Source organism: Rhizobium sp. CC-YZS058, assembly GCF_034720595.1.
Classification (GTDB): Bacteria; Pseudomonadota; Alphaproteobacteria; order Rhizobiales; family Rhizobiaceae; genus Ferranicluibacter.
The window spans coordinates 3849435-3871297 of the sequence record NZ_JAYESJ010000001.1; the positions used below are offsets into that span (position 1 = coordinate 3849435).

At 65.9% G+C, this 21863-nt stretch carries 20 protein-coding genes; 8 read left to right on the forward strand and 12 right to left on the reverse strand.

Annotated elements, in window-relative coordinates; genetic code table 11:
- Positions 1 to 693 carry a BA14K family protein gene (locus tag U8330_RS18380; RefSeq protein WP_323106689.1) on the reverse strand — a complete coding sequence of 231 codons (693 nt, stop codon included), beginning with the start codon at positions 691 to 693 and terminating at the stop codon, positions 1 to 3.
- A gap of 290 nt (positions 694 to 983) precedes the next feature.
- Between U8330_RS18380 and U8330_RS18385 the strand changes: the two genes are divergently transcribed.
- The 6 genes from U8330_RS18385 (at position 984) to U8330_RS18410 (ending at position 7557) form a co-directional block, all read left to right on the forward strand.
- Positions 984 to 3122 carry a bifunctional sugar-binding transcriptional regulator/dihydroxyacetone kinase subunit DhaK gene (locus U8330_RS18385; protein WP_323106690.1) on the forward strand — a complete coding sequence of 713 codons (2139 nt, stop codon included), beginning with the start codon at positions 984 to 986 and terminating at the stop codon, positions 3120 to 3122.
- 11 nt (positions 3123 to 3133) lie between these two features.
- The gene (gene dhaL, locus U8330_RS18390) at positions 3134 to 3778 is read left to right on the forward strand and encodes a dihydroxyacetone kinase subunit DhaL (RefSeq protein ID WP_323106691.1); all 645 of its coding nucleotides are present in this window, start codon (positions 3134 to 3136) and stop codon (positions 3776 to 3778) included.
- Positions 3779 to 3881: 103 nt separating this feature from the next.
- Positions 3882 to 4208, forward strand: a complete 327-nt coding sequence (locus U8330_RS18395; RefSeq protein ID WP_323106692.1) for a hypothetical protein — start codon at positions 3882 to 3884, stop codon at positions 4206 to 4208.
- 109 nt (positions 4209 to 4317) lie between these two features.
- Positions 4318 to 4482, forward strand: coding sequence for a hypothetical protein (locus tag U8330_RS18400; RefSeq protein WP_323106693.1), 165 nt, complete (start codon positions 4318 to 4320; stop codon positions 4480 to 4482).
- 136 nt (positions 4483 to 4618) lie between these two features.
- A complete protein-coding gene (locus tag U8330_RS18405) occupies positions 4619 to 5080 on the forward strand; it encodes a hypothetical protein (protein WP_323106695.1) in 462 nt (153 codons plus the stop codon).
- Positions 5081 to 5403: 323 nt separating this feature from the next.
- Positions 5404 to 7557 carry a putative bifunctional diguanylate cyclase/phosphodiesterase gene (locus tag U8330_RS18410; protein WP_323106696.1) on the forward strand — a complete coding sequence of 718 codons (2154 nt, stop codon included), beginning with the start codon at positions 5404 to 5406 and terminating at the stop codon, positions 7555 to 7557.
- Between the two features lie 78 nt (positions 7558 to 7635).
- On the opposite strand, the gene infB is transcribed toward U8330_RS18410, so the two are convergent.
- From infB to rimP, 4 genes are all read right to left on the reverse strand, one after another.
- Positions 7636 to 10299, reverse strand: coding sequence for a translation initiation factor IF-2 (infB, locus tag U8330_RS18415; RefSeq protein ID WP_323106697.1), 2664 nt, complete (start codon positions 10297 to 10299; stop codon positions 7636 to 7638).
- A 138-nt stretch (positions 10300 to 10437) separates the two neighbouring features.
- Positions 10438 to 11109 carry an RNA-binding protein gene (locus U8330_RS18420; protein WP_416236879.1) on the reverse strand — a complete coding sequence of 224 codons (672 nt, stop codon included), beginning with the start codon at positions 11107 to 11109 and terminating at the stop codon, positions 10438 to 10440.
- A gap of 30 nt (positions 11110 to 11139) precedes the next feature.
- Positions 11140 to 12750, reverse strand: coding sequence for a transcription termination factor NusA (gene nusA / locus U8330_RS18425; protein WP_323106698.1), 1611 nt, complete (start codon positions 12748 to 12750; stop codon positions 11140 to 11142).
- A 103-nt stretch (positions 12751 to 12853) separates the two neighbouring features.
- Positions 12854 to 13477 (reverse strand): ribosome maturation factor RimP, encoded by a 624-nt coding sequence (gene rimP / locus U8330_RS18430; RefSeq protein WP_323106700.1) that lies wholly within the window; start codon positions 13475 to 13477, stop codon positions 12854 to 12856.
- A 257-nt stretch (positions 13478 to 13734) separates the two neighbouring features.
- On the opposite strand from rimP, the gene U8330_RS18435 reads away from it, so the two are divergent.
- Complete coding sequence (locus U8330_RS18435) at positions 13735 to 14034, forward strand: hypothetical protein (protein ID WP_323107357.1); 300 nt, start codon at positions 13735 to 13737, stop codon at positions 14032 to 14034.
- Positions 14031 to 14462 carry a PIN domain-containing protein gene (locus U8330_RS18440; protein ID WP_323106701.1) on the forward strand — a complete coding sequence of 144 codons (432 nt, stop codon included), beginning with the start codon at positions 14031 to 14033 and terminating at the stop codon, positions 14460 to 14462. The genes U8330_RS18435 and U8330_RS18440 overlap by 4 nt, the downstream gene beginning before the upstream one ends.
- 165 nt (positions 14463 to 14627) lie before the next feature.
- On the opposite strand, the gene guaA is transcribed toward U8330_RS18440, so the two are convergent.
- The 7 genes from guaA to U8330_RS18475 all read right to left on the reverse strand — a co-directional run bounded on the left by guaA (position 14628) and on the right by U8330_RS18475 (position 21759).
- Positions 14628 to 16205, reverse strand: coding sequence for a glutamine-hydrolyzing GMP synthase (gene guaA, locus U8330_RS18445; protein ID WP_323106702.1), 1578 nt, complete (start codon positions 16203 to 16205; stop codon positions 14628 to 14630).
- Between the two features lie 101 nt (positions 16206 to 16306).
- Positions 16307 to 16945, reverse strand: coding sequence for a 5'-methylthioadenosine/S-adenosylhomocysteine nucleosidase (locus U8330_RS18450; protein WP_323107358.1), 639 nt, complete (start codon positions 16943 to 16945; stop codon positions 16307 to 16309).
- Positions 16945 to 17397, reverse strand: coding sequence for a PaaI family thioesterase (locus U8330_RS18455; RefSeq protein WP_323106703.1), 453 nt, complete (start codon positions 17395 to 17397; stop codon positions 16945 to 16947). The genes U8330_RS18450 and U8330_RS18455 overlap by 1 nt, the downstream gene beginning before the upstream one ends.
- A gap of 61 nt (positions 17398 to 17458) precedes the next feature.
- Positions 17459 to 17911 carry a TspO/MBR family protein gene (locus U8330_RS18460; RefSeq protein WP_323107359.1) on the reverse strand — a complete coding sequence of 151 codons (453 nt, stop codon included), beginning with the start codon at positions 17909 to 17911 and terminating at the stop codon, positions 17459 to 17461.
- 53 nt (positions 17912 to 17964) lie between these two features.
- Positions 17965 to 19071 (reverse strand): DUF1513 domain-containing protein, encoded by a 1107-nt coding sequence (locus U8330_RS18465; RefSeq protein ID WP_323106704.1) that lies wholly within the window; start codon positions 19069 to 19071, stop codon positions 17965 to 17967.
- 4 nt (positions 19072 to 19075) lie between these two features.
- Positions 19076 to 20212 carry an imelysin family protein gene (locus U8330_RS18470; protein WP_323106706.1) on the reverse strand — a complete coding sequence of 379 codons (1137 nt, stop codon included), beginning with the start codon at positions 20210 to 20212 and terminating at the stop codon, positions 19076 to 19078.
- Positions 20212 to 21759, reverse strand: a complete 1548-nt coding sequence (locus tag U8330_RS18475) for a di-heme oxidoredictase family protein (protein WP_323106707.1) — start codon at positions 21757 to 21759, stop codon at positions 20212 to 20214. The genes U8330_RS18470 and U8330_RS18475 overlap by 1 nt, the downstream gene beginning before the upstream one ends.
- Between the last annotated feature and the right edge of the window lie 104 nt (positions 21760 to 21863).

Below are 21863 nucleotides of genomic sequence, written 5' to 3' on the forward strand. Positions count from 1 at the left end.
TCAGTCGATCAGGCAGGGGCGACGGTCGCCGCTGAACGCGCGATAGCTGTTGTCGGCAGGATCGTAGGAGGCATAGCGGGCAGAGCAGCGGCGGATATGATCGTCCGAAAGGCTGGTGCCGCCCATCTGCGGCTCCATGCCGCCAGTCTCGCCCGACATGCTGATCGTCATGACATCGCCGGTTTCGCTTGCGCCGTCGGAGAGGCCGGTTTCGGCCGCAGCCTGGTCGAGGAAGGGCGACTGGCATGTGCGGCGGCTGCCGCTATAGGAGCGGTAGCTGTTGTCCTGCGGGTCGTAGGAGCGGTAGCGCCGTTCGCACCAGGCAAGATGTTCCGGGCTCAAGGCGGGACGATCGGCACTCGCTCCATTGTCCGGCTCGATCGAACCCGTGGAATTGCGGTCGATACCGGGCTGGGTCTCGGCGGAGGTGCTGACGTCGATGGAGAGGGAATCGATCGACGCACTCTCCGCAACCGGCTGCGGCTTCGGGAAGCTCAAGGCTGCGACACGGTCGAGATGCTGCGCCCCCGGTTCGACCACCTTCGGGCTTGTCGTCCACAGATCGGAAATATCGGCGCTCGCCAGGACCTGCGTCGCCGGTCTCGCCATCAGCACCGTGGCGGTGAAAAAGCCGGCTGCGAAAACGGCTGCCGACGTGTAGATGGCTGCGGAAACCCACATCAACGTTCTCATCTGCCCATATCCCTGTCTTGCTACGCCGGCTTGTGCCCGCTGTTTTTTCTTTGGTCTTCATCCTGCTCATGGTCTTCGGAGAACGCACGACGCGCCACGAGCGGGAGATGCGCGGGCAACGTGCTGCCCCGCCCGATGGTTCCCCGGTTTATAGTAAGTCACGACTTTCATAAGAGCTGCAGACATCCATCGCCCCTCTCCTCCATCCCCGACTTCCTCACGCGCGGATGTTGCAAAGCGCGGGCTTTGCTTTCATGGTCGGCCCTCGCTGAAGGGGCATGGCAGACGGGATGGCAGGGAAAGTGACATCGCCGCGCAAGGGCGGCGCCGGCCGGGTGGCGGGAGCGGAAAGCGGCGACCTCATTCCGCTGCGCTATGGCGACGACCCCTATGTCTGGGCCTGCTGGCTCTATTACGAAGACGGGATGACGCAGGGCGAGATCGCCGAAACCATGGGCGTGTCGCGCGCGACCGTGAACAGCTATCTCGCCGATGCGCGCGAGAAGGGCATCGTCAACATCTCGATCGAGCCGGCCAGGCTTGCCTCCCTCACCGTTGCTCAGGAACTGAAGCGCCACTTCGGGCTCGCCGATTGCCTGGTCGTGCCCAATGACGACGAGACGCGGCCGCTGATCGATCGCTTGGGCGCCGCGGGTGCGCAGGCGCTCGCCAAGATGATCAAGTCCGGCGATACGCTGGCGGTCGCCTGGGGACGCACCGTCCTGTCGGTCGGCGAGCATCTTGCCATGAAAGCACTGCAGGATGTCACCGTCGTCCAGGCGACCGGCGGCACCACGGCGCGCTTCGCCTATACGCCCGAACTGACTGCCGCGGCCGTTGCTCAGGCGATTGGCGCGCGCTGCGTCAACATTACCGCGCCGGCGATCGTCTCCTCGCCCGAGATCCACGGCCTTTTGCTCGACGAACCGCTGATCCGCGAACAGTTCGAGACCCTGGCACAGGCCAACCGCGTCGTCTTCGGCATCTCTTCGCTGCGCCCCAACTCCACCATCCAGACAAGCGGCTTCTTCGATTCCGTGCCGCTGCAGCATTATCTGGCCAAGGGTGCGGCCGGCGTGCTGGCCGGGCGGTTCATCGACGAGCGGGGCCGGCCGGTGGCAGGGCCGCTGGATGACCGGACCATCGGCATCTCGCTCGACCGGCTGCGCGCCATCAGCACCCGGGTAGCGGTCGCAGGCGGGTTCGACAAGGTGCCGGCCCTGCTCGCCGCCCTGCGCGGGGGCTATGTCAGCGTGCTGGTCACCGATGCGGCCACCGGCGCCGGCATCCTGCGCGCCGATGGCGTCACCGGCCTCGACGCCCGGCTGGCACCGCGCCAGAAGCCCGCACCGGCGCCGAACGGATACCGCACCCACGTCAAGAAATTCCTGAACAATCCTAACGCCGTGGTCGAGGAGATGCTGGATGGGCTGATCGCCGCCCATTCCGACTTCCTGTCCCCCATCGAAGGATCGCGCCGGGCGCTCGCGGCGCGCGAAGGGCCGCGAACCGGCAAGGTCGGGCTGGTGATCGGCGGCGGCGCGGGGCATGAACCCTGTTTCGCCGGCTATGTGGGCAAGGGGCTGGCCGATGCGGTGGCAATCGGCAACATCTTCTCCTCCCCGCCGCCGGACCCGATCGTCAAATGCGCTGTCGCGGCCTCGGGCGGCCGCGGCGTACTGTTCGTCTACGGCAATTATGCCGGCGACGTCATGAATTTCGAGATGGCCGCGGAAATGGCGGCCGAACAGGGCATCGAGATCCGCACCGTGCTGACCACAGACGATGTCGCCTCTTCGCCTGTCGAGGACAAGGACGGCCGGCGCGGTGTTGCGGGCAATGTCTTCGTCTTCAAGATCGCCGGCGCCGCCTGCGATCTCGGCCTGCCGCTCGAAGCGTGCGAAGCGGTAACGCGCAAGGCCAACGATCGGACCTTCACCGTCGGCGTCGCGCTCGAATCCTGCTCCATGCCGCAGACGCGGCGGCATAATTTCGAGATCGGACCGGACGACATGGAGGTCGGCATGGGCATCCATGGCGAACCCGGCGTCTCGCGCGAACGCATCCGCACCGCCGACGAAATCGTCGATACGATCATGGATACGATCTTCAAGGAGATGAAGGCGGAAGCCGGCGACCGGGTTGCCGTGCTCGTCAATTCCTTCGGCGCCACGCCCCTGATGGAGCTCTATATCCTCTATCGTCGCGTGGAACAGCGGCTGCTCGCCAAGTCGATCGCGATCGAGGCGAAATGGGTCGGGCATTATTGCACGTCGCTCGACATGGTGGGCGCCTCGATCTCGATCCTGCATCTCGACGGCGAGCTGAGCACGCTGCTCGCGCATCCCTGCCAGACGCCGATCCTGACCATCGGCGCCAGGCAGGAAACGATGGACCGAGGCCAGGGTTCGGGAGGCCCGCGGAGCTGATGGAGGAGACGATGGCGGAACCCGCAGCGCGTGCCTTGGCCGCGATGTTCGAGCGCATGGCGGCAGCCATCGAGGCGCGCAAGGACGAATTATCCGAACTGGACGGCGCCATCGGCGATGGCGACCATGGCATCACCATGTCGCTCGGCTTCAAGGCGGTGGTCGAGGCGCTGACCCGGCTCGACCTTGAGACCGCGCAGGCGGACGAGGTGCTGAACACCGCCGCTTCGGCCTTTCTCGATGCCGTCGGCGCATCCACCGGCCCGCTCTATGCCACCGGCTTTCGCCGCGCCGCCCAGGCGCTGAAGGGCCGCGGCACCATGGACCTCTCCGCCGCGCGCGATCTGCTTGCAAGTCTGTCCGAGGGCGTGCGCGAGCGCGGCAAGGCGCAGCGCGGCGACAAGACCATGCTCGACGTCTGGGCACCGGCCGCGGAAGCGGCGACCGCTTCGCTGGCGGCAGGCGAGCCAGCGGCTGAATTCTGGAAAGCCGTCAGCACTGCCGCGCATGCGGGAGCGGCGGCCACGGCAACCATGATCGCCGCCAAGGGGCGGGCCGCACGGCTGCGCGAGCGCTCGCTCGGCGCGCTCGACCCCGGTGCCGTGTCCGCGGCTGCCCTGGTGGAGGCCATGGCCGCGGCGCTCTGCCGAGCCTGACGAGATCTCGAAGAGAGGCATCGAAACAAACCCCGCATCGGCCCGATGCCCTTGCCTTCCGCACCGCGGGGGCCAGATCCCTGTCGTTGCGCAGGGAGCGGCTATGAAAACGGTAAACGAACTGATCGTGGCTTTGGTGACCGGGTCCAACGAAGCAAGCCGGCTCGCCCCGGAGGATGTGGCGACCATGCTCCGCCTGGCGGCGACCATGGTGCGCCATCTCGAAGACCCTGCCCACCCAGGCGGCGGATCCTCCGCGGCTGAGGCGCTGGACCGCCAGGCCGAGACCGCGGCCGGCATGGAGCCCGAGGCATGGCAGGCGGCGCTGCGGGCTGCGGCCGAGCAGTTGCGCCGGCTCCAGCCGGAGGTGGATACCGACCGGGCCATTCCCACCCATGCGCCGGACGGCGGTGACGGCGGCAATTACTAGCCCTTGGTCCCGAGCACGCTTCCCCACCTTCACGCCGCCATGCGGCGGCATGCCATCGGAACAAGCAGTGCGCCCGGCGGTTGAGGAGGATGAAGAGGAGTCTGCAATAATGGACGAGACCACACCGAAGCCTGCCGAGACGACGCAACGAAGCGAGACCCGTTCGCCGCCGCAAACTGGCGACGACCGCGCTCCCGCCCAGCCGGGCGGGCCGAAGGCAACGCCGACAGCCGATCCAAATGTCGATCCCGCGAATGACTGGCCGGCCGCCTGAGCGCTGCGATTGACCCTCGCGCTTTTCGGCATGACGGTACGAAGCTGCACGCAGGACTGATGGGGGAACCCACCTGCCATCACCCGGTTACGCTTCTATCGGACGAACCCTTCGTTCGATCCAAGGAGGAAATTCCATGATGAAGATGACTTTGACAGCGGCTGCGCTGACGCTCGCCCTTGCCGGTTCCGCACTGGCACAATCCGGCGGTGGTTCGGGCGGCGGCTCTGGCGGCGCGGGCGGCGGTTCCACCGGTGGTGCGACCTCGGGCAGCGGCACCAGCGGCGGCGCCGGCGGCGCGGGCACAACGACCGGCAGCGGCATGGACACCGGCGGCACTGGCACGAGTGGCACGACAACCGGCAGCGGCACGACGGGCAATGGCACGACGGGCACTGGCACGACGGGCACTGGCACGACAGGCACTGGCACGATGGGTACTGGCACGATGGGCGGCACCAGTGGGTCCGATAGTTCGGGCGGCACCTCCGGCTCTTCGACCAACTGTGCGCCTGGTACGGCTGGAACGACATCCGGCTCGACGACGTCCAGCGGCAGCGCGGGCGGCACCACCAACGGCGCTACGCCGGCCTGCTGATCCGGCACTTGAATGAAAAAGGCTGCGGTGGGCGTCCCTTGGCGTCCACCGCCTTGCCAGCCCGCCTCAGTTGCGCGCTCTGGCCTCTCCGCCGCGAAAGCCACGATCCGGGTCCTGCGGCATTGTCCCTTCCCATTTCTTCCAACTTCGTGTCTTGAACCCGGCTCGCGCCCGCTTCCTAGCCACGCGGACGTATCCGCAAAGTTGTTAATCGACTTTTTTAGGGTAAACTCAACACACAGTCCTCAGAGTGTCTGAACGGGTCGCGCATGAGAGCGCGCGGCTCGGCACTCGGTTATGATTTTCCGGCAATCGGATCGCTCATGAGACGTGGCGCGACGACCCTCTACGACAACCAGGCCGCTTTGGTCCTGCGCGTGACCATCTCCTTTTTCATCGTGGGGCTTTGCTTGGCGGCGCTCATGGCCCATGTCGTGGAGACGATGGTGACGTCTGCCGATCAGATCGACGATCGGCGTGCAACCCAGGCCGTCTCTTCCGCCATCGAGGCGGTCCAGGACAGGTTGAGCGCGACGCTGCACGACAATTCCGTCTGGGACGAAGCCTATGAGGCCGCACTTGGCCCAAACGCCGAACGATGGGCCTTTGAAAACTGGGGGCTGACGAAAGCACCCTACCTCCTCTACGATGGATGTATCGTCGCGGACCGGACGGGAACGGTCTACCTTGCCGCTTACCACAACACGCGGTTCGATCCGAAAGACATCATCGGACCAGCCTATGAGCGCCTGCTCCATCAGGCGGCATCGGGGGAGACGGCCGTCGATCCCGTGCTTTTGAAGCATAACGGCAGACTGTTCGTCGTCGGCGCGAATGCCATTCGCCCGTTCAGCGATCGCCCGACCCAAGCCCCCTATCCCGTCCTCATGCTTCTCCTGGAGCTCACGCCACAGCGGCTGGTCGACATTGGTGGTGAACAAGGGGTTCATGATCTGCGATGGGACGTCGATCCGTCTCGCGAGGCTCTCTCGCTTGCTCTTCGCAACCCCGACGGGGCGGTGGTCGCCCGGCTTGCCTGGCAGCCGCGCCATCCTGGCCGGATCCTGTATGAGCGCGTGCGTCCCTTCCTTCTTGCGGCCGGCACGCTGCTTGTGCTCCTCTTTGCGGCAATCCTGGTTTTTGGCAGCCTCGCGGTCCAGCGTCTTCAAAAGGCAGCCGAAGCCTCGCGCTTCGAAGCGACCCATGATGCCTTGAGCGGCCTATTGAACCGAAAGGGACTTCTCGAACGGCTGGCCCGGCCCGCCGCCAGGGGGGCGGATCGCGGTAGCCGAACCCTGCTTCTCGTTGATCTCGATGGGTTCAAGGCGGTCAATGATGCTTGGGGGCATGCGGTCGGCGACGCTCTGATCGTTCGCGTCGGGGCGGCGCTTGCAGCCGCCCATCCCGACATCCTCGCGGCGGCACGGCTGGGAGGCGATGAATTTGCCCTTCTCCATGCTGGACCGGTCGACACCGCTCTGATCGAGACGTTGCATGCGCTCTTTCGTCGCCCCTTCATGATCGATGACAGAGAGGTCGAAGTGGGTGCAAGCATCGGGGCGGCCACCGGCGAAAGCTGCATGGAGGCATCCGAGCTCCTTCGACGCGCCGATCTGGCTCTCTACCGCGCCAAGGACACTGGGCGAAACCGCGCCGTCCTCTATGATGCGGCACTCGAGCGCGATCGTCATCGCGAGGCAACGCTTGAGGGCGCACTGCGCCGCGCGATCGCGACCGGCGCCGTGACGCTGGATTTCCAGCCGCTAGTCAGGGCTGCGGACGGCAGGATGACCGGGGTGGAAGCCCTGGCGCGATGGAACGGGCCGGACGGGCCGGTAAGCCCGAACATCTTCATTCCGCTGGCCGAGAAGGCAGGCCTGATCGAAGCGCTCGGCCGACATCTTCTCCGCTTGGCGATCGACGAGGCGCGCCGCTGGCCCGCCATCGGGCTTTCCGTCAACCTGTCGCCCCTGCAGCTTTGTCTGCCGGATTTTGCTGGAATGGTCGCAGCTCTGCTCGAAACCAAGGGTTTCGATCCTCATCGCCTGACCTTCGAGGTCACGGAGACGGTGTTTATCGCCAATGCCGAACAGGCCCGCCAGACGATCGCTGCGCTGCGCGCCATCGGCGTCCGCTTCGCGCTGGACGATTTCGGATGCGGCTATGCGAGCATCGGCGCGCTCCGGCGCTTCGGCTTCGACCGGATCAAGCTCGACCGCTCGCTCGTCGCCGCACTTGACGCGGAGGCGAGCGGGGCCGAGGTCCTCGACGCGACCATCCGGCTTGCGGGCGCCCTTAACCTGCCGGTGACGGCGGAGGGGATCGAGACGCCCGCCCAGGCAGATAGTCTTCGCCTGGCTGGCTGCGAGCAGCTGCAGGGCTACTTCCTCGGGCGTCCTGTTTCAGCAAGCGAGATCGATGCGTTTCTGGCCGATGGCGCCGGCTTCAGTTCGGCCGAGCGCCTCGCCTGGGGTTGACGAACGAAGTCTCGACAGGCGGGCCCAAACGAAAATGGGCGCCCGCGGCGCCCATCTCCAAAGTCCATTGCCGTCCGCTCAAAGCGTGCGGGTGACATGCTCCACGCGGAAGCACTCGATCGTGTCGCCGGCGCGGATGTCTTCGTAGTTCTCGAAGGCCATGCCGCATTCCTGGCCGACATTGACTTCCGACACTTCGTCCTTGAAGCGCTTGAGCGTCTTGAGCTTGCCTTCGTGGATGACGACGTTGTCGCGCACCAGGCGAACACCGACGCCACGCTCGACCTTGCCTTCGGTGACGCGGCAACCCGCGACCTTGCCGACCTTGGTGATGTTGAACACCTCCAGGATCTCGGCATTGCCGAGGAAGGTCTCGCGACGTTCCGGCGAAAGCAGGCCCGACATGGCAGCCTTCACGTCGTCCGTCAGGTCGTAGATGATGTTGTAGTAGCGGATCTCGATGCCTGCACGCTCGGCCGCCTGGCGCGCCTGCGTATTGGCACGCACGTTGAAGCCGATGATGGCTGCATTCGAGGCTTCCGCCAGCGAAACGTCCGATTCTGTGATGGCGCCCGCGCCAGAGTGAACGATGCGGGTGCGCACCTCGTCGGTGCCGAGCTTGTCGAGCGCGCCGGAAATGGCTTCGATGGAGCCCTGGACGTCGCCCTTGATGACCAGCGGGAATTCCTTCATTCCCGAGGTCTGCAGCTGCGTCATCATCTGTTCCAGCGAGCCGCGCTGGCCGGAATGACGGGCGGCAGCCTTGTCGCGCGCCAGACGCTGGCGATATTCGGAAATCTCGCGGGCACGGCTTTCGTTCTCGACGACGGCGAAGCGGTCGCCCGCAGCCGGCGTGCCGGACAGACCGAGCACCTCGACCGGCATGGCCGGACCGGCTTCCTTCACATGCTCGCCCTTGTCGTTGACGAGAGCACGCACGCGGCCCCACTGGTCGCCGGCAACGATGATCTGGCCCGGGCGCAGCGTTCCGGCCTGGACGAGAACGGTCGCGACCGAACCACGGCCGCGGTCGAGCTCGGCTTCCACCACGGTGCCCTCGGCCGTCCGGTTCGGATTGGCCTTGAGGTCGAGGATTTCGGCCTGGAGCAGGATCGCTTCCAGCAGCTTGTCGAGATTGGTCTTGTTCTTGGCGGAGACCTCGACGTCGAGCACCTCACCGCCCATGGATTCGACGAAGACTTCGTGCTGCAGAAGCTGCGTGCGCACCTTCTGCGGATCGGCCGCCGGCTTGTCCACCTTGTTGATCGCCACGATGATCGGCACGTTGGCCGCCTTGGCGTGGTTGATGGATTCGATCGTCTGCGGCATCACGCTGTCGTCGGCGGCCACCACCAGAATGGCAATGTCGGTCGCCTGCGCACCGCGGGCACGCATGGCCGTGAAGGCGGCGTGGCCGGGCGTGTCGATGAAGGTGATCTTGTGACCGTTCTGCTCGACCTGGTAGGCACCGATATGCTGGGTAATGCCACCGGCTTCGCCGGCAACCACATTGGCCTGGCGGATGGCGTCGAGCAGCGAGGTCTTGCCGTGGTCGACGTGACCCATGATGGTGACGACCGGCGGACGGGACAGCATTTCGCCTGCCTCGTCCTTGACGTTGAAGATGCCTTCTTCGACGTCGGACTCGGAAACGCGCTTGACCGTATGGCCGAATTCGCTGGCGATGAGCTCGGCCAGATCGGCGTCGATGACGTCGCCCGGCTTCATCATCTGGCCTTCCTTCATTAGGAACTTGATGACATCGACCGCACGTTCGGACATGCGCTGCGACAGTTCCTGAATGGTGATGGTTTCGGGAAGCACCACCTCGCGCATGACCTTTTCGCGGGTCTCCTGCATCTGGCTGCGGCGGAACTTCTCCTGCCGGCGACGCATGGAGGCGAGCGAGCGACCGCGCGCGCCGTTCTCGTCGTCGAGCGCGGCGGTCAGGGTAAGCTTGCCCTTGCGGCGCTCTTCCTCGGTCTTCGGACGGGCAGGAACCTTGGCCGGTTCGGGCCGCGTGACCTTGCCGCGTGCCGGCAGGGCACCCGGACGTGCCGGGCGATCGTCCTCGTCTGCACCGGTACGGCGACCACGAACCGGGGCAGCCGGTGCGGCGCCGGGCACTGCCGGACGGGCTGCCGGGCGATCTTCGCCGGCGCGACGGGCAACGACGGGTGCGGCGACTTCCGCAACGGGTTCGACTTCGGGCTCCGGCTCGACCACCTTCGGGCGGGCAGCCTCTTCGGCCGCGCGCTGGGCAGCCTCTTCGGCCTCGCGCTTCAGCCGTTCGGCTTCCTCAGCCTGGCGGCGGGCTTCCGCTGCGGCGCGCGCCTTGGCTTCCTCGGCATCGCGGATCTGGGCTTCGGCCAGCGCGCGGCGGCGGGCGTCGATTTCACCCGGCGACAGCTGGTTCAGCACCACACCGGTGCGCGGGCGGTTACCCTCGGGCCGTGCGGACTGGCCGGTCGGCTGCTGCGGGCGCGGCGGCTGCGGGCGCGCGACCTGCTGCGGCATGACGCGCGTTTCCGGCTGACGCGGCTGCGGCGAGGCGATCGGCGTGACCGGCTTCTCGTCTTCAGGGCGCGACGGGCGGCGCTTGCGGGTTTCCACCACGACAGCCTTCGTGCGGCCGCGGCCCATGTCCTGGCGGACAGTGCCCTGGCTCACGCCGGAGGGGCGAAGCGACAACGTCTTCTTGCCGGCTCCGCTCAGGGTCTTGTCGTCATTGTTATCGGTCATTCCGTTCCGTTCCTCAGAGGGCCGGATGTTTCGTCATCGGACCCCGTCATTCGATTGTCTTGCCATTGCCGGCGCCGCGGCCTCTGCGCCGGCGCGCCTGTCGTCGTCTTCATCGGCTGGCGAGCACCGCCCGAGGCTTCAAGGGGAAGATGGACCCCGATAACGCTCGAGCGCTTTTGCGCGCTTCACTACACCCTCACCCGCCTGCCCTGCAAGCGCTGCGGCATGGATAAACGAATTACTTCCGAGCCAGCCATCCAGTTCCGCCGCAGTGAACAAACGAAAGGCCGGTATTTCGGTGCCGTCCGCGACGACAAAACTCATGGCCTTTCGGGCCTGGCTGATCTTGCGGACGCCATCGGGCGCCGCGTCCAGCGCGTGGAAGGTTGCGAGCGCAGCCTGTCCGCGCACCGCCTGTTCGGTCTTCGAGGCGCCGGTGATGAACTGGGCCGCCTTGCGTGCCATGTTCATCATGCCGATCAGCTGCTGGGAAAGCAGCCGGTCCACCTCGTCGGCGAGCGAAGGCTCGGCCTTCACATCCCCCTTGAGCGCCCGCGCGAAAAGCTTGCGGGCGATCGCCTTTTCCAGAACCGGACGCTCCGCGGTGACCCAGCAGCCGCGACCGGGCAGCTTGCCCTTGAGGTCCGGCACCACCTGCCCGTCGGGGCCGGCGACGAAGCGGATCAGACGGTCCTCCGTCTCGCCGCTTTCGCGCGTCACGATGCACATGCGTCCGTTCACAGGCAGCTCGTCGTCTTTCAGGGCCTCGGCAGCCTCGGCCGCCGCACCGCTATCCTTGTCGATCGTCATGACGGGAGCGCCCACGGGCGAGGCAGGGCCTTACGCCTCTTCCTCGTCCGCACCTTCCGTTATTTGGAGTGCCTCCTGCTCGCGTGCAAGGTCTTCCTCCGTAATCCAGCCCGCGGCAAGCCGCGCCTGCAGAATCATGGCCTCGGCTTCGGCACGCGAAACCTCCAGCTTGGAGAACAGGCCTTCAAAGCGCTTGGTCTCGCCGTTCTTGCGTTCCGACCAGCCGACCAGATCGTCGGCCGCACAGCCGGCGAAGTCTTCCACCGTCTTGATTCCGTCTTCGCCGAGCGCCACCAGCATATGGCCGGTCATGCCGTCGATCGTGCGCAGTTCGTCGGCAACGCCGAGCGCCTTGCGCTTCTCGTCCATCTCGGCTTCGATCTTCTCCAGATATTCGCGGGCGCGCGTCTGGATCTCGTTGGCCGTGTCCTCGTCGAAACCTTCGATGGAAGCGATTTCGTCAAGCTCGACATAGGCAAGCTCTTCGACCTGTGCGAAGCCTTCGGAGGCGAGCACCTGTCCGACCATCTCGTCGACATCGAGCGCCTCCATGAACAGCGCCGTGCGGTCGTTGAATTCCTTCTGGCGGCGCTCGGATTCCTCCTGCTCCGTCATGATGTCGATGTCCCAGCCGGTCAGCTGCGAGGCAAGACGAACGTTCTGGCCGCGGCGGCCGATGGCGAGCGACAGCTGCTCGTCGGGCACGACGACTTCGATCCGCTCGGCATCCTCATCGAGAACCACCTTGGAGACTTCCGCCGGCTGCAGTGCATTGACGATGAAGTTCGCGGGCTCCTGCGACCAGGGGATGATGTCGATCTTCTCGCCCTGCAGCTCGCCGACGACCGCCTGGACGCGGCTGCCGCGCATACCGACGCAGGCGCCGACCGGATCGATCGACGAGTCGTTGGAGATGACGGCGATCTTGGCACGCGAGCCCGGATCGCGGGCGACCGACTTGATCTGGATGATGCCGTCGTAGATTTCCGGCACTTCCATGGTGAAGAGCTTGACCATGAACTGCGGATGGGTGCGCGACAGGAAGATCTGCGGCCCGCGCTGTTCGCGACGCACATCATAGACGAAGGCGCGAACACGGTCGCCATAGCGCATGTTCTCGCGCGGGATCATCTCGTCGCGGCGAATGATGCCTTCGCCACGGCCGAGATCGACGATCACATTGCCATATTCGACACGCTTGACCGTGCCGTTGACGATCTCGCCGACGCGATCCTTGTATTCGTCGAACTGCCGGTCGCGTTCGGCTTCGCGCACCTTCTGCACGATGACCTGCTTGGCCGACTGGGCAGCGATGCGGCCGAAATCCATCGGCGGCAGCGGATCGGCGATGAAATCGCCAAGCGCCGCATCCGGATTACGGTCGCGCGCCAGCTCGAGCGGGATCTGCGTGGAGTAGTCTTCGGCCTGCTCGACCACTTCGAGGAGCCGCTGAAGACGGATCTCGCCGGTCTTGGAATTGATGTCGGCGCGGATATTTGTCTCCGAGCCATAGCGCGAGCGCGCTGCCTTCTGGATCGCATCCGCCATGGCGGCGAGAACGATCTCGCGGTCGATCACCTTTTCCCGCGCGACGGCATCCGCAATCTGCAGAAGTTCGAGCCGGTTTGCACTCACTGCCATGGTCAGGATCTCCGTAAAAAGCACTTGCCGGCCCGCGGGAGAAAGCCCCGTCGTCCCACCGGACTAGAAAGAAACGTCATGCCGTGCCCGCACTGTGCGAGCCTCACTCCTCGTCGGACGACGCGTCGTCCTCGAAATTCTCGTTGGCCGCCAGGCGCGCGGCCTTGGCCTTCTTGTCGGCCGCCAGCGCATCGCGGATCAGTTCGTCGGTCAGGATCAGGCGCGCCTCGGAGAGCGCCGAGAAGGGAATGACGATCACCGGCTCTTCGCCGGGCGCCGGCTGGTCCCGCTCCAGCGTGAAGCCATCCTGGTCGGCGGAGACGATCGTGCCGCGGAACCGCTTGCGGCTTTCGACCAGCACGGAGGTCTCGCATTTGACGAGATGCCCGGCCCAGCGCGAAAAATCGGAGCGGCGCACCATCGGCCGGTCGATCCCCGGCGAGGAAACCTCCAGATGATAGGCCTTGTCGACCGGATCCTCGACATCGAGCACCGGAGAGACCGCCATGGAGACCGCTTCGCAATCTTCCACCGTCATCGTGCCGTCGGGCCGCTCGGCCATGATCTGCAGCGTCGCGCCGTTCTGGGCGGAAAGCCGCACGCGCACCAGCCGATAGCCCAGGGGAATGAGCACGGGTTCGACAATATCGGCAATCCGCCGGTCGAGGCCGGTTTCGGTAATCAGCCGCGTCTCGTAAGCCGTCTCTTCTGCCACAATCTCGGACAAGCGCTCGTTCTCCGGTCAGACGGTAATAAAAAAGAGCGGGTCCTGACGGGCCCACTCTTCATCAACCGATCAAGAATTTCGCTGCTCTATACGCCCCGTTGCCTGCAAATGCAAGTGTTCGCCTGACTGCATCGTCATGCGCCGTCCCTTCTCGCGAATGGGGATCGTGAAGCATCAAGCTCGGACGAAGCAGAATGCCAGTGCCTTGTCGTCAATGCCAGCACTGGTTATATTACGGGAAACAAGAGGAGGCGGCTATCAGCAAGGCCCAGCAACGTGCGATCCAGAACTACCGCTCGCGTCTGGGCGAACGCGGACTTGCGCGCTTCGAAGTGCTGGGTCGGGACACCGACCGCGACCTTGTCCGACTGATCGCACGCAGGCTTGCAGAAGACACGCCGGAAGCCTTGGAGTTGCGCGCCACTGTCAGCAGGTCGATCTCCGGCGCTCCGCCGCGCAAGGGCGGCATCCTTGCTGCACTTCGGCGCTCTCCGCTTCTTGATGCTGATCTCGACCTGTTCCGTCCTCGCGAAGAAGGGCGGAAGGTCGAGCTTTGACGCGGTTCCTGCTCGACACGAATGTTATTAGCAACGTTACGAAGCTGACGCCATCGGTGGCGCTGCTGGAATGGTTGGCGGAACAGGTCGACGAAGACTTATTTATCTCTTCTCTCACGCTAGCGGAAATCAGTCGGGGCGTGCTCGAGATGCCTGCCGGCAAAAAGCGGCGGGAGCTTGAGACGTGGTTTGGTGGACCGGACGGCCCGCCAGCTCTGTTTGCCGGTCGCGTTCTTGCTTTCGACGAGAGAGCGGCTCTGGAATGGGCGAGGCTCATGGCGGACGGGAAAGCCCTTGGACGCCCTCGCAGCGCGCTCGACACGATCATCGCCGCCATCGCCAAAGCAAATGGCTGCATCGTGGTCACCGATAATGAAAGGGACTTCGAAGGCGTCGCGAGCATCAATCCGCTAAGAGGAGCCAAGTGACCATGCAGCGGGAGAAGATTGCGATCAAAGCATCTCAACGATGCTCAAGCGACCCCGGGCAAGCCGCGAAGGCGAGCTATGCCAGCCGAATGAACACCCCATAGGATATGGGCTGCTTTCGTCATCTTACCGCTCGAACGAGGCGACGCTCGAATCGGCCTCGCCTCACTCCCACTCGATCGTCCCCGGCGGCTTGCTCGTCACGTCGTAGACGACGCGGTTGATGCCGCGGACTTCGTTGATGATGCGGGTGGCGGTGCGGCCGAGGAAGGCCATGTCGTAGGGGTAGAAATCCGCCGTCATGCCATCGACGGAGGTCACGGCACGCAGCGCGCAGACGAAGTCGTAAGTGCGGTAATCCCCCATCACGCCGACGGTCTGCACCGGAAGAAGCACGGCGAAGGCCTGCCAGATCGTGTCGTAGAGGCCGGCCTTGCGGATTTCGTCGAGATAGATCGCATCCGCCTTGCGCAGGATATCGAGCTTTTCGCGCGTCACGCCGCCCGGGCAGCGGATGGCGAGCCCCGGGCCGGGGAACGGATGGCGGCCGACGAAGCGCTCGGGAAGCCCGAGCTCGCGGCCGAGAGCACGCACCTCGTCCTTGAAGAGCTCGCGCAGCGGCTCGACCAGCTTCATGTTCATCCGCGCCGGCAGGCCGCCGACATTGTGGTGGCTCTTGATGGTGACGGACGGGCCGCCGGAGAAGGAGACGCTCTCGATCACGTCCGGATAAAGCGTGCCCTGGGCCAGGAACTGCGGTGCGCCCTTGCCATCCTCGGCGATCTTCTTCGCCTCTCCCTCGAAGACCTCGATGAAGAGCCGGCCGATCGTCTTGCGCTTGACCTCCGGGTCGGTCTCGCCGGCAAGCTCGGTGAGGAACAGGTCGGAGGCATCCACATGGACGAGCGGGATGTTGTAATGGTCGCGGAACATGGTCACGACCTCTTCCGCCTCGTTCAGCCGCATCAGGCCGTGGTCGACGAAGACGCAGGTCAGCTGGTCGCCGATCGCCTCATGGATGAGGACGGCGGCAACGGAGGAATCGACGCCCCCGGAGAGCCCGCAGATCACGCGACCCTCGCCGACATCTTCGCGGATCTTGCGGATCATTTCGGCGCGATAGGCGGCCATCGTCCAGTCGGACTTCAGCCCGACGATCTTGTGCACGAAATTGGAGAGGAGCTTGGCGCCGTCCGGTGAATGCACCACTTCGGGGTGGAACATGGTGGTGTAGTAGCGCCGGCTTTCATCGGCCGCGATCGCAAAGGGGGCATTTTCGGAGGTGGCGACGACCTCGAAGCCGTGCGGCAGCTGGGTGACGCGATCGCCATGACTCATCCAGACCGGATAGCGCCCGCCGACGTCCCAGAAGCCTTCGAAAAGCGGGCTTGCTTTCTTGATCTCGACATCGGCACGACCGAACTCGGCCGCATGCCCGCCTTCCACCGTGCCGCCGAGCTGCACGCAGAGCGTCTGCTGCCCGTAGCAGATGCCGAGGATCGGCACGCCGCTGTCGAACACCGCCTGCGGCGCCCGCGGGCTGCCCTCCGCCGTCACCGAGGCCGGCCCGCCGGAGAAGATGACCCCCTTCGGCCGCATGCGGGTGAAGGCCTCTTCGGCCGAATTGAACGGATGGATCTCGCAATAGACGCCAGCCTCGCGCACGCGCCTTGCGATCAGCTGGGTCACCTGGCTGCCGAAATCAATAATGAGGATGCTGTCGGGATGGGCTATCTCGGTCATGCCAAGCCTTTCGCGCGCGTGTTCATGGCGAGCCTTTAAATAAAGGCTCGCCCAAGTGCAACGCTCGGGGCAGCTTTGAGGCAGATTCGGGCGGGAACCGCCTAGATGCGGAGACTGCCGGCCGCAAGCCCAGCTTCCAGCCGGTCTACCACGCCGGCCAGCTTGCCGTCGATCACATCCAGATAGTCCGTCCAGTCGCCGACATGGCGTAGCTCCGCCTTGCCGTCGGAAATGCCGCGCAGCGCGATCAGCGGAATGTCGAAGCTCTGGCAGGCGCGCAGCACCGCAAAGGTCTCCATATCGACCATATCGGCGGCAATCGCCTCATAGGCTGCGCCTGAGACGATATTCGCCCCGGTCGACAGGCTCGCTTCCGGCACGCCCTCGATGCGCAGCGGCAGCGGAACGACGACGGGAAGCGAGAGAAAGGGCGTCGCGCCCTTCTCGAAGCCGAGCGGCGAGGCATCCATGTCGCGGTAGGAGACGGAGACGGCCTGATAGACTTCCGTCTGCTCGAGCCGCGCCGAGCCGGCCGAGCCGAGCGACACGACGAGATCCGGCCGCTCGCCCTCGAGCGTCAGCGCCGAGAGCGCGCGGGTAAGCACGACCGCTGCCTCCACCGGACCGACACCGGTCATCAGCGGCGTGAAACGCTCGCGCAGAGCCGCGCCATATTCTGCCTCCGCCGCCATGGCATAGAGGATCTTCAGCCCGCCGGCGGACTTCAAAGGGGGCAGCATCATTCGGCAAAACCTTCCCGGTTGCGCACGACCATCTTGGTCGCGGTCATGGATGCAATCAGCTTGGGCGGCGCATCCTGCGACATGGCATAGCCGCGCCCGTCGGAGACGATGATCGTCGTGCCGGGCTTGGTCACCTCGCCACGAAACAGGAACCGCTCGCCCCGGCCGGGCGACAGCAGGTTGACCTTGAATTCGATGGTAAGCAGCCCCGCCTCGGGGTCGAGCACCGAATAGCCGGCATAGGTGCTGGCCGTTTCGAGCGCGGTGGAGATGATGCCGGCATGCAGGATGCCGTGCTGCTGGGTCAGGCCCTCATCGAAACCGAGCTCGATTTCCACCATGCCCTGTTCGATCCGCGTCAGCTCCGCGCCGATGGTGCGCATGACAGCCTGACGCTCGAAGCTGCGGCGGACACGGGCACGAAAATCGCTGAATTTGGGCTCGATCATCGTCGTCTCTGGCGCGAAGGGGGCTGCGCGACACTGGCACGCGTCCTTCCAGGCGGCAAGGTCAATTGAGGAGAAGGATGGAACCGTTCAGCAGGCTGGCGAAGGCAACCCAGGCGGCATAGGGCAGGAAGAGAATGGCGGCGAGGCTGTCCGTGCGGCGCACGGTCAGCATGAAACCGATGATCGAGATCAGCAGCGCCAGGATGATGATCAGCGCCAGCGCGATCTCGTTCAACCCGAAGAACAGCGGCGACCAGGCGAAGTTAAAGAGCATCTGCGCAAACCAGAAACGCATGGCCTTGCTGTTCGGCTGGCGCAGATAGGTCCGCGCCCCGACATAGCCGATGATGATGTAGAGCACCGTCCAGACCGGCGCGAAGATCCAGTTCGGCGGGTTGAAGGCCGGCTTCTGGAGCGACTGGTACCACGCGCCCGGCACATTGGTGATGCCGATCAGCAGGCCGATGCCGAGCACGAGGAGGATGAAGAGCGTAGTGACGAAGAACGGGCGCATGGGATTGAGATAACGCGGCGGCGGCCGGTCTGACAGGGGTCCGCGCGTCTGCATCACACGGCCTGCCCGGCGATGCGGACGATATGCTGGTCCCAGGCAAGCGGGCTCACCGTTTCGGCAAACCGGCCCTCGTAGGAGGAGACGGCAAAGCCATCGCGTCCCGCCGCTGCAATGCCGGCGGCATCGGTCTCGGTCCGGGTCGCAACGAGCCTGCCGGTCGATGCCTCGACGGTCACCACCGCCCCACCCTTGGGCGAAGCGAGGCCGACGAGGCCGCTCGCGCGGTTGACGGCGATGGCGCCGACATAATTTGCGAGCATCAGGCTCGCCTCTTCGGGCAGGGTGAGGAAGCGGATGTCCTCGCCCGGGCGGAAGGAGCCGGCAAGCGGCGGCAGGTCGTTGCGCGGTCCCTCATACTGGCAGGCAAACCAGATGCGGCCGTCCGCGTCGAGATCCACATGGCGCGTCGAAAGCTGTTTCAGGTCGGGCGGCATGAGATGACGCTCGATCAGCGCGCCGCTGTCCGTGCTGATCACGGCAAGCGAAGGCTGCATGCGGTCGAGATTGAGCTTGGTGCGCCCGAAATCCGGATGGGTCTCGATGCCGCCATTGGCGACGACCAGCCTCTGCCCGTCGGGCAGCAGCGTCATGTCGTGCGGGCCGATGCCATAGGAGGGAAATTCGCCGATGCGGCGAAAGTGATCGGTGCCGTCATACACGCCGATCATGCCCTGGCCCGTTTCGATGTCGTTTTCCGTGGCAAAAAGCAGCCGGCCATCGCCTGAAAAACAGCCGTGACCGAAAAAATGCCGGCCCTCGGCAGCGGCGATGGTGACGGGCGCTTTGCGCCCGGAAAGATCGGCCACCAACGCGAAGGTGCCGGGCCGCCGCGCAAAGGCGACGGCCAGGCCGGAGACCGGCGCGTGACACAGGCCATGGGCCCGCGCCGGCAGCCGCACCCGCTCCAGCACGGCGCCGGCCTCCGTCACCGTCGCAAGCCCATAGGTTCCATCGGGATCGCGAAAGGCGGAGGCATAGACCGCCTCGGCAGCGGCAAATGCAGAGGCGGCGCGAGGGGCAAGTGCTCCGGCCCAGGCGGCCCCTGCCATGGCGAGAAAGCTGCGGCGATCGAGACAGGGCGATGCGAACGGCACGGACATGGCGTCAATCCCCGTCGGCAAAGGAAAAGCCGGCACCGAGCCCCATGGCGGCACCGAAGTCGAGATTGAGCCGCTGCAACAGGTCGTTGGCATGGCGCAGGAGCTGCGTGAGTTTCATGCGTCCTTCTTCCGAAGCGAGGATCTGCTCGACCGGCGCATCAGCCGCCGCAGCCGAGGCGGAGAACTCGCTCATCACCGCGCGGATCGAGGCGGCCATGGGGGCGTCGGCAGGTGGGACCAGATTGTCCATCCGGGCGGCATCGAAGAGGGCCTTCAGCCCATCCACATTGGCCCGGATCGCGGCGATGGTGAGGCCGGAGCGCCAATAGAGCGCCAGGCGCGGCCGACCGGGATCGGGCTTGCCGTCGACCGTTCCGGCGAAGAAGGGCCGCAACCTCTGGTCCTTCAGGGTCTCGACACCATGGACCAGGACGCCGAGCAGCTCCGTCGCCGCTTCCCGTTCGGTGCGATAGAGCGGATTGCCCGGCCCTGGCTGCGTCCAGGCCTTGGCGACCCCGTCCGGCGCGTCCCATGCCGCCGCGAGATCCTGGCCCAAGCCGGCCAGATTGGCCGCGATCGCGGCGCCATAGCGGCAACGGAAGCCGTTCGGCTCTTTGGCGAGATCGTCGGCGCCCGTGCCGTTCAGCACGAAATCCAGCGCACCGAGGCCCTGGACGGCAACGCTCTTGCCTTTCAGCGTCCCTGCGGAGGTGGCGCTCTCATCTTTTTCGGCCAGCAGCCGCTGGACCTGTTTCAGGCCGAGGCTCTTGCGGTCGGGAAAAAAGAGGATCCGTTCGAAGCGGTTGTCGTCCAGAACCGGGCCGACCCGCACGATCTCGATGCGCGCCCAGGCCAATGCCGTCTCGCGAAAGGCGGCGCGGAAGGCAGCGACACCCTTGGCGGAGGGCTTTTCGCACAGACCAGGCGCGATCGACGCCATGGCTGCCGCCTTCTCGGCAAAGGCGCGGTAGCCTGGACGAATGAACCCATCGACCGCACCGGCCATGGCGGCCGGCACCTGCTCCGCCACGAGCCCCTGCCCGGCCGCCACAAGGCTGGCCCCATCCTCCGCGTCCTGCGCCTGGGCAGGCGCAGCAAGGCCAAGGGCCGCAGAAAGGATGATGAGGATCGACAGGCGCATCAGAGCGACTCCAGAAAAGCAAGCAAGGCGCGGCGGTCCCGCGCAGACAGGGCGGCATAGCGATCACGCGCGGCCTGCCCCTCGCCGCCATGCCAGAGAATGGCTTCCTGCAGCGTCCGCGCCCGCCCATCATGCAGGAAGCCGGCACGCGGATCTACCGTGGAAGCCAGGCCGATCGCCCAGAGCGGCGGCGTTCTCCATTCGCCGCTTCCGGCATGTGTGGGGCTGGCCGGGCCGTCGCGGCCCGGATCGGCAAGATCCTCGCCCATCTCGTGCAGCAGAAGATCGGAATAGGGCCAGATGAGCTGAAAGGCGAGCGGCGGTTGAGCCTGCCGACTGGTGACGAAGCTGGGGCGGTGGCAATCCGCGCAGCCGATCGTGGAGAAGAGGGCCTTGCCGGACAGCACCTCCGCTCGGCCGACATCGCGCCGGGCCGGCACGGCCAGATGGCTTGCATAGTCCGCGACGAGAGTGAGCACGGGGTCCGGTGCCTCCACCGGCCCCAGCCGCGGCTGGACGCCGTCCGGCGCAGCAAGGCAGGCGGCCTGATGAACCGTGCAATCGCCCGCGCTCTGCGGCCGCGCGGGCGTCGAAATCCCGAGATCGGTGGCAAAGGCGGCCGCGCTTTGGGCACGCACGCTCGACATCTCCGCCTTCCAGCCGAAGCGGCCGAGCGCAAGGCTGCCGGTTGCCGGATCGCGAACCATGATGGTCCGCCCCCGGATGCCATCGCCGTTTCTGTCGTCCGGATCCGCGCCGGCGAGGAGATCGGCAGGATGGATCGCCTCGATGAGACCAAGCCCGGTCATGGCCGGTGCCAGGCGCGGCGAAAGATGGGTGGCCGGGTCGAGCGGTCCGTAGGCGAGATTTTCGATCGAAAACCGCGGACGGCGGAGCGTTACCTGCTCGCCGCCGGCCAGCGAGACGATCCTGGTTTCGAAACGAAGGGACGGATGGCCTTCCGCCGGCTGGCCCGGCACCGCGCTGTCCTGCAGCTGCCGGCCATAGACCGGATCGCCGCGGCCATCCGGCTGGACCAGACGCAGCACGAGCGACGGCCCGATTGCGCCCTCCTCCGGGGCATGGCCGCGTCCGTCGCGCTGATGGCAGGTGGCGCAGGCCCGCGCATTGTAGAGCGGCCCGAGACCATCGGAGGCCTGGGTGGACGAGGGCGCGGAAACCCAGAGCTTCTCGAACAGCGCGGTGCCGAGCGCGAAGTCGGCACGACCGGAGGCGTCAAGTGTGGGGATCGGCTGGGACAGACTGTCTGGTCCCGGCTGGGCGGTGGACGTCGCGCCGCCGCCCGCCATGGCCTCGAAAGGCTGCGGCCTGTCGAACTGGTCCGCAGCCAGGGTCACGGCGTCGACGCGCGCGCGCTCCGTGGGCGTCAGATCGTCCCGCAGCACCGGTGCCGTTTCGACCATCCCCGTGCTGACGGGCAGCAAGGTCTTCGGAGAGAGCCCGTAGCCGGACAGCGCTGCGGCGCCGGCAGCCAGCAGGGCTGCGGCGATCGGCAGGCTCGGGCGGGAAACGCGAAACGCGATCATCCGGGCGATGCGTCCTTGAGGACAGGCCGGCAGGGCTGCCGCCGGCCGATGGAGAAACGCCGCCCGACCGCCCCCCACCGCGCAAGGCGAAGCAGGGGCGGCGG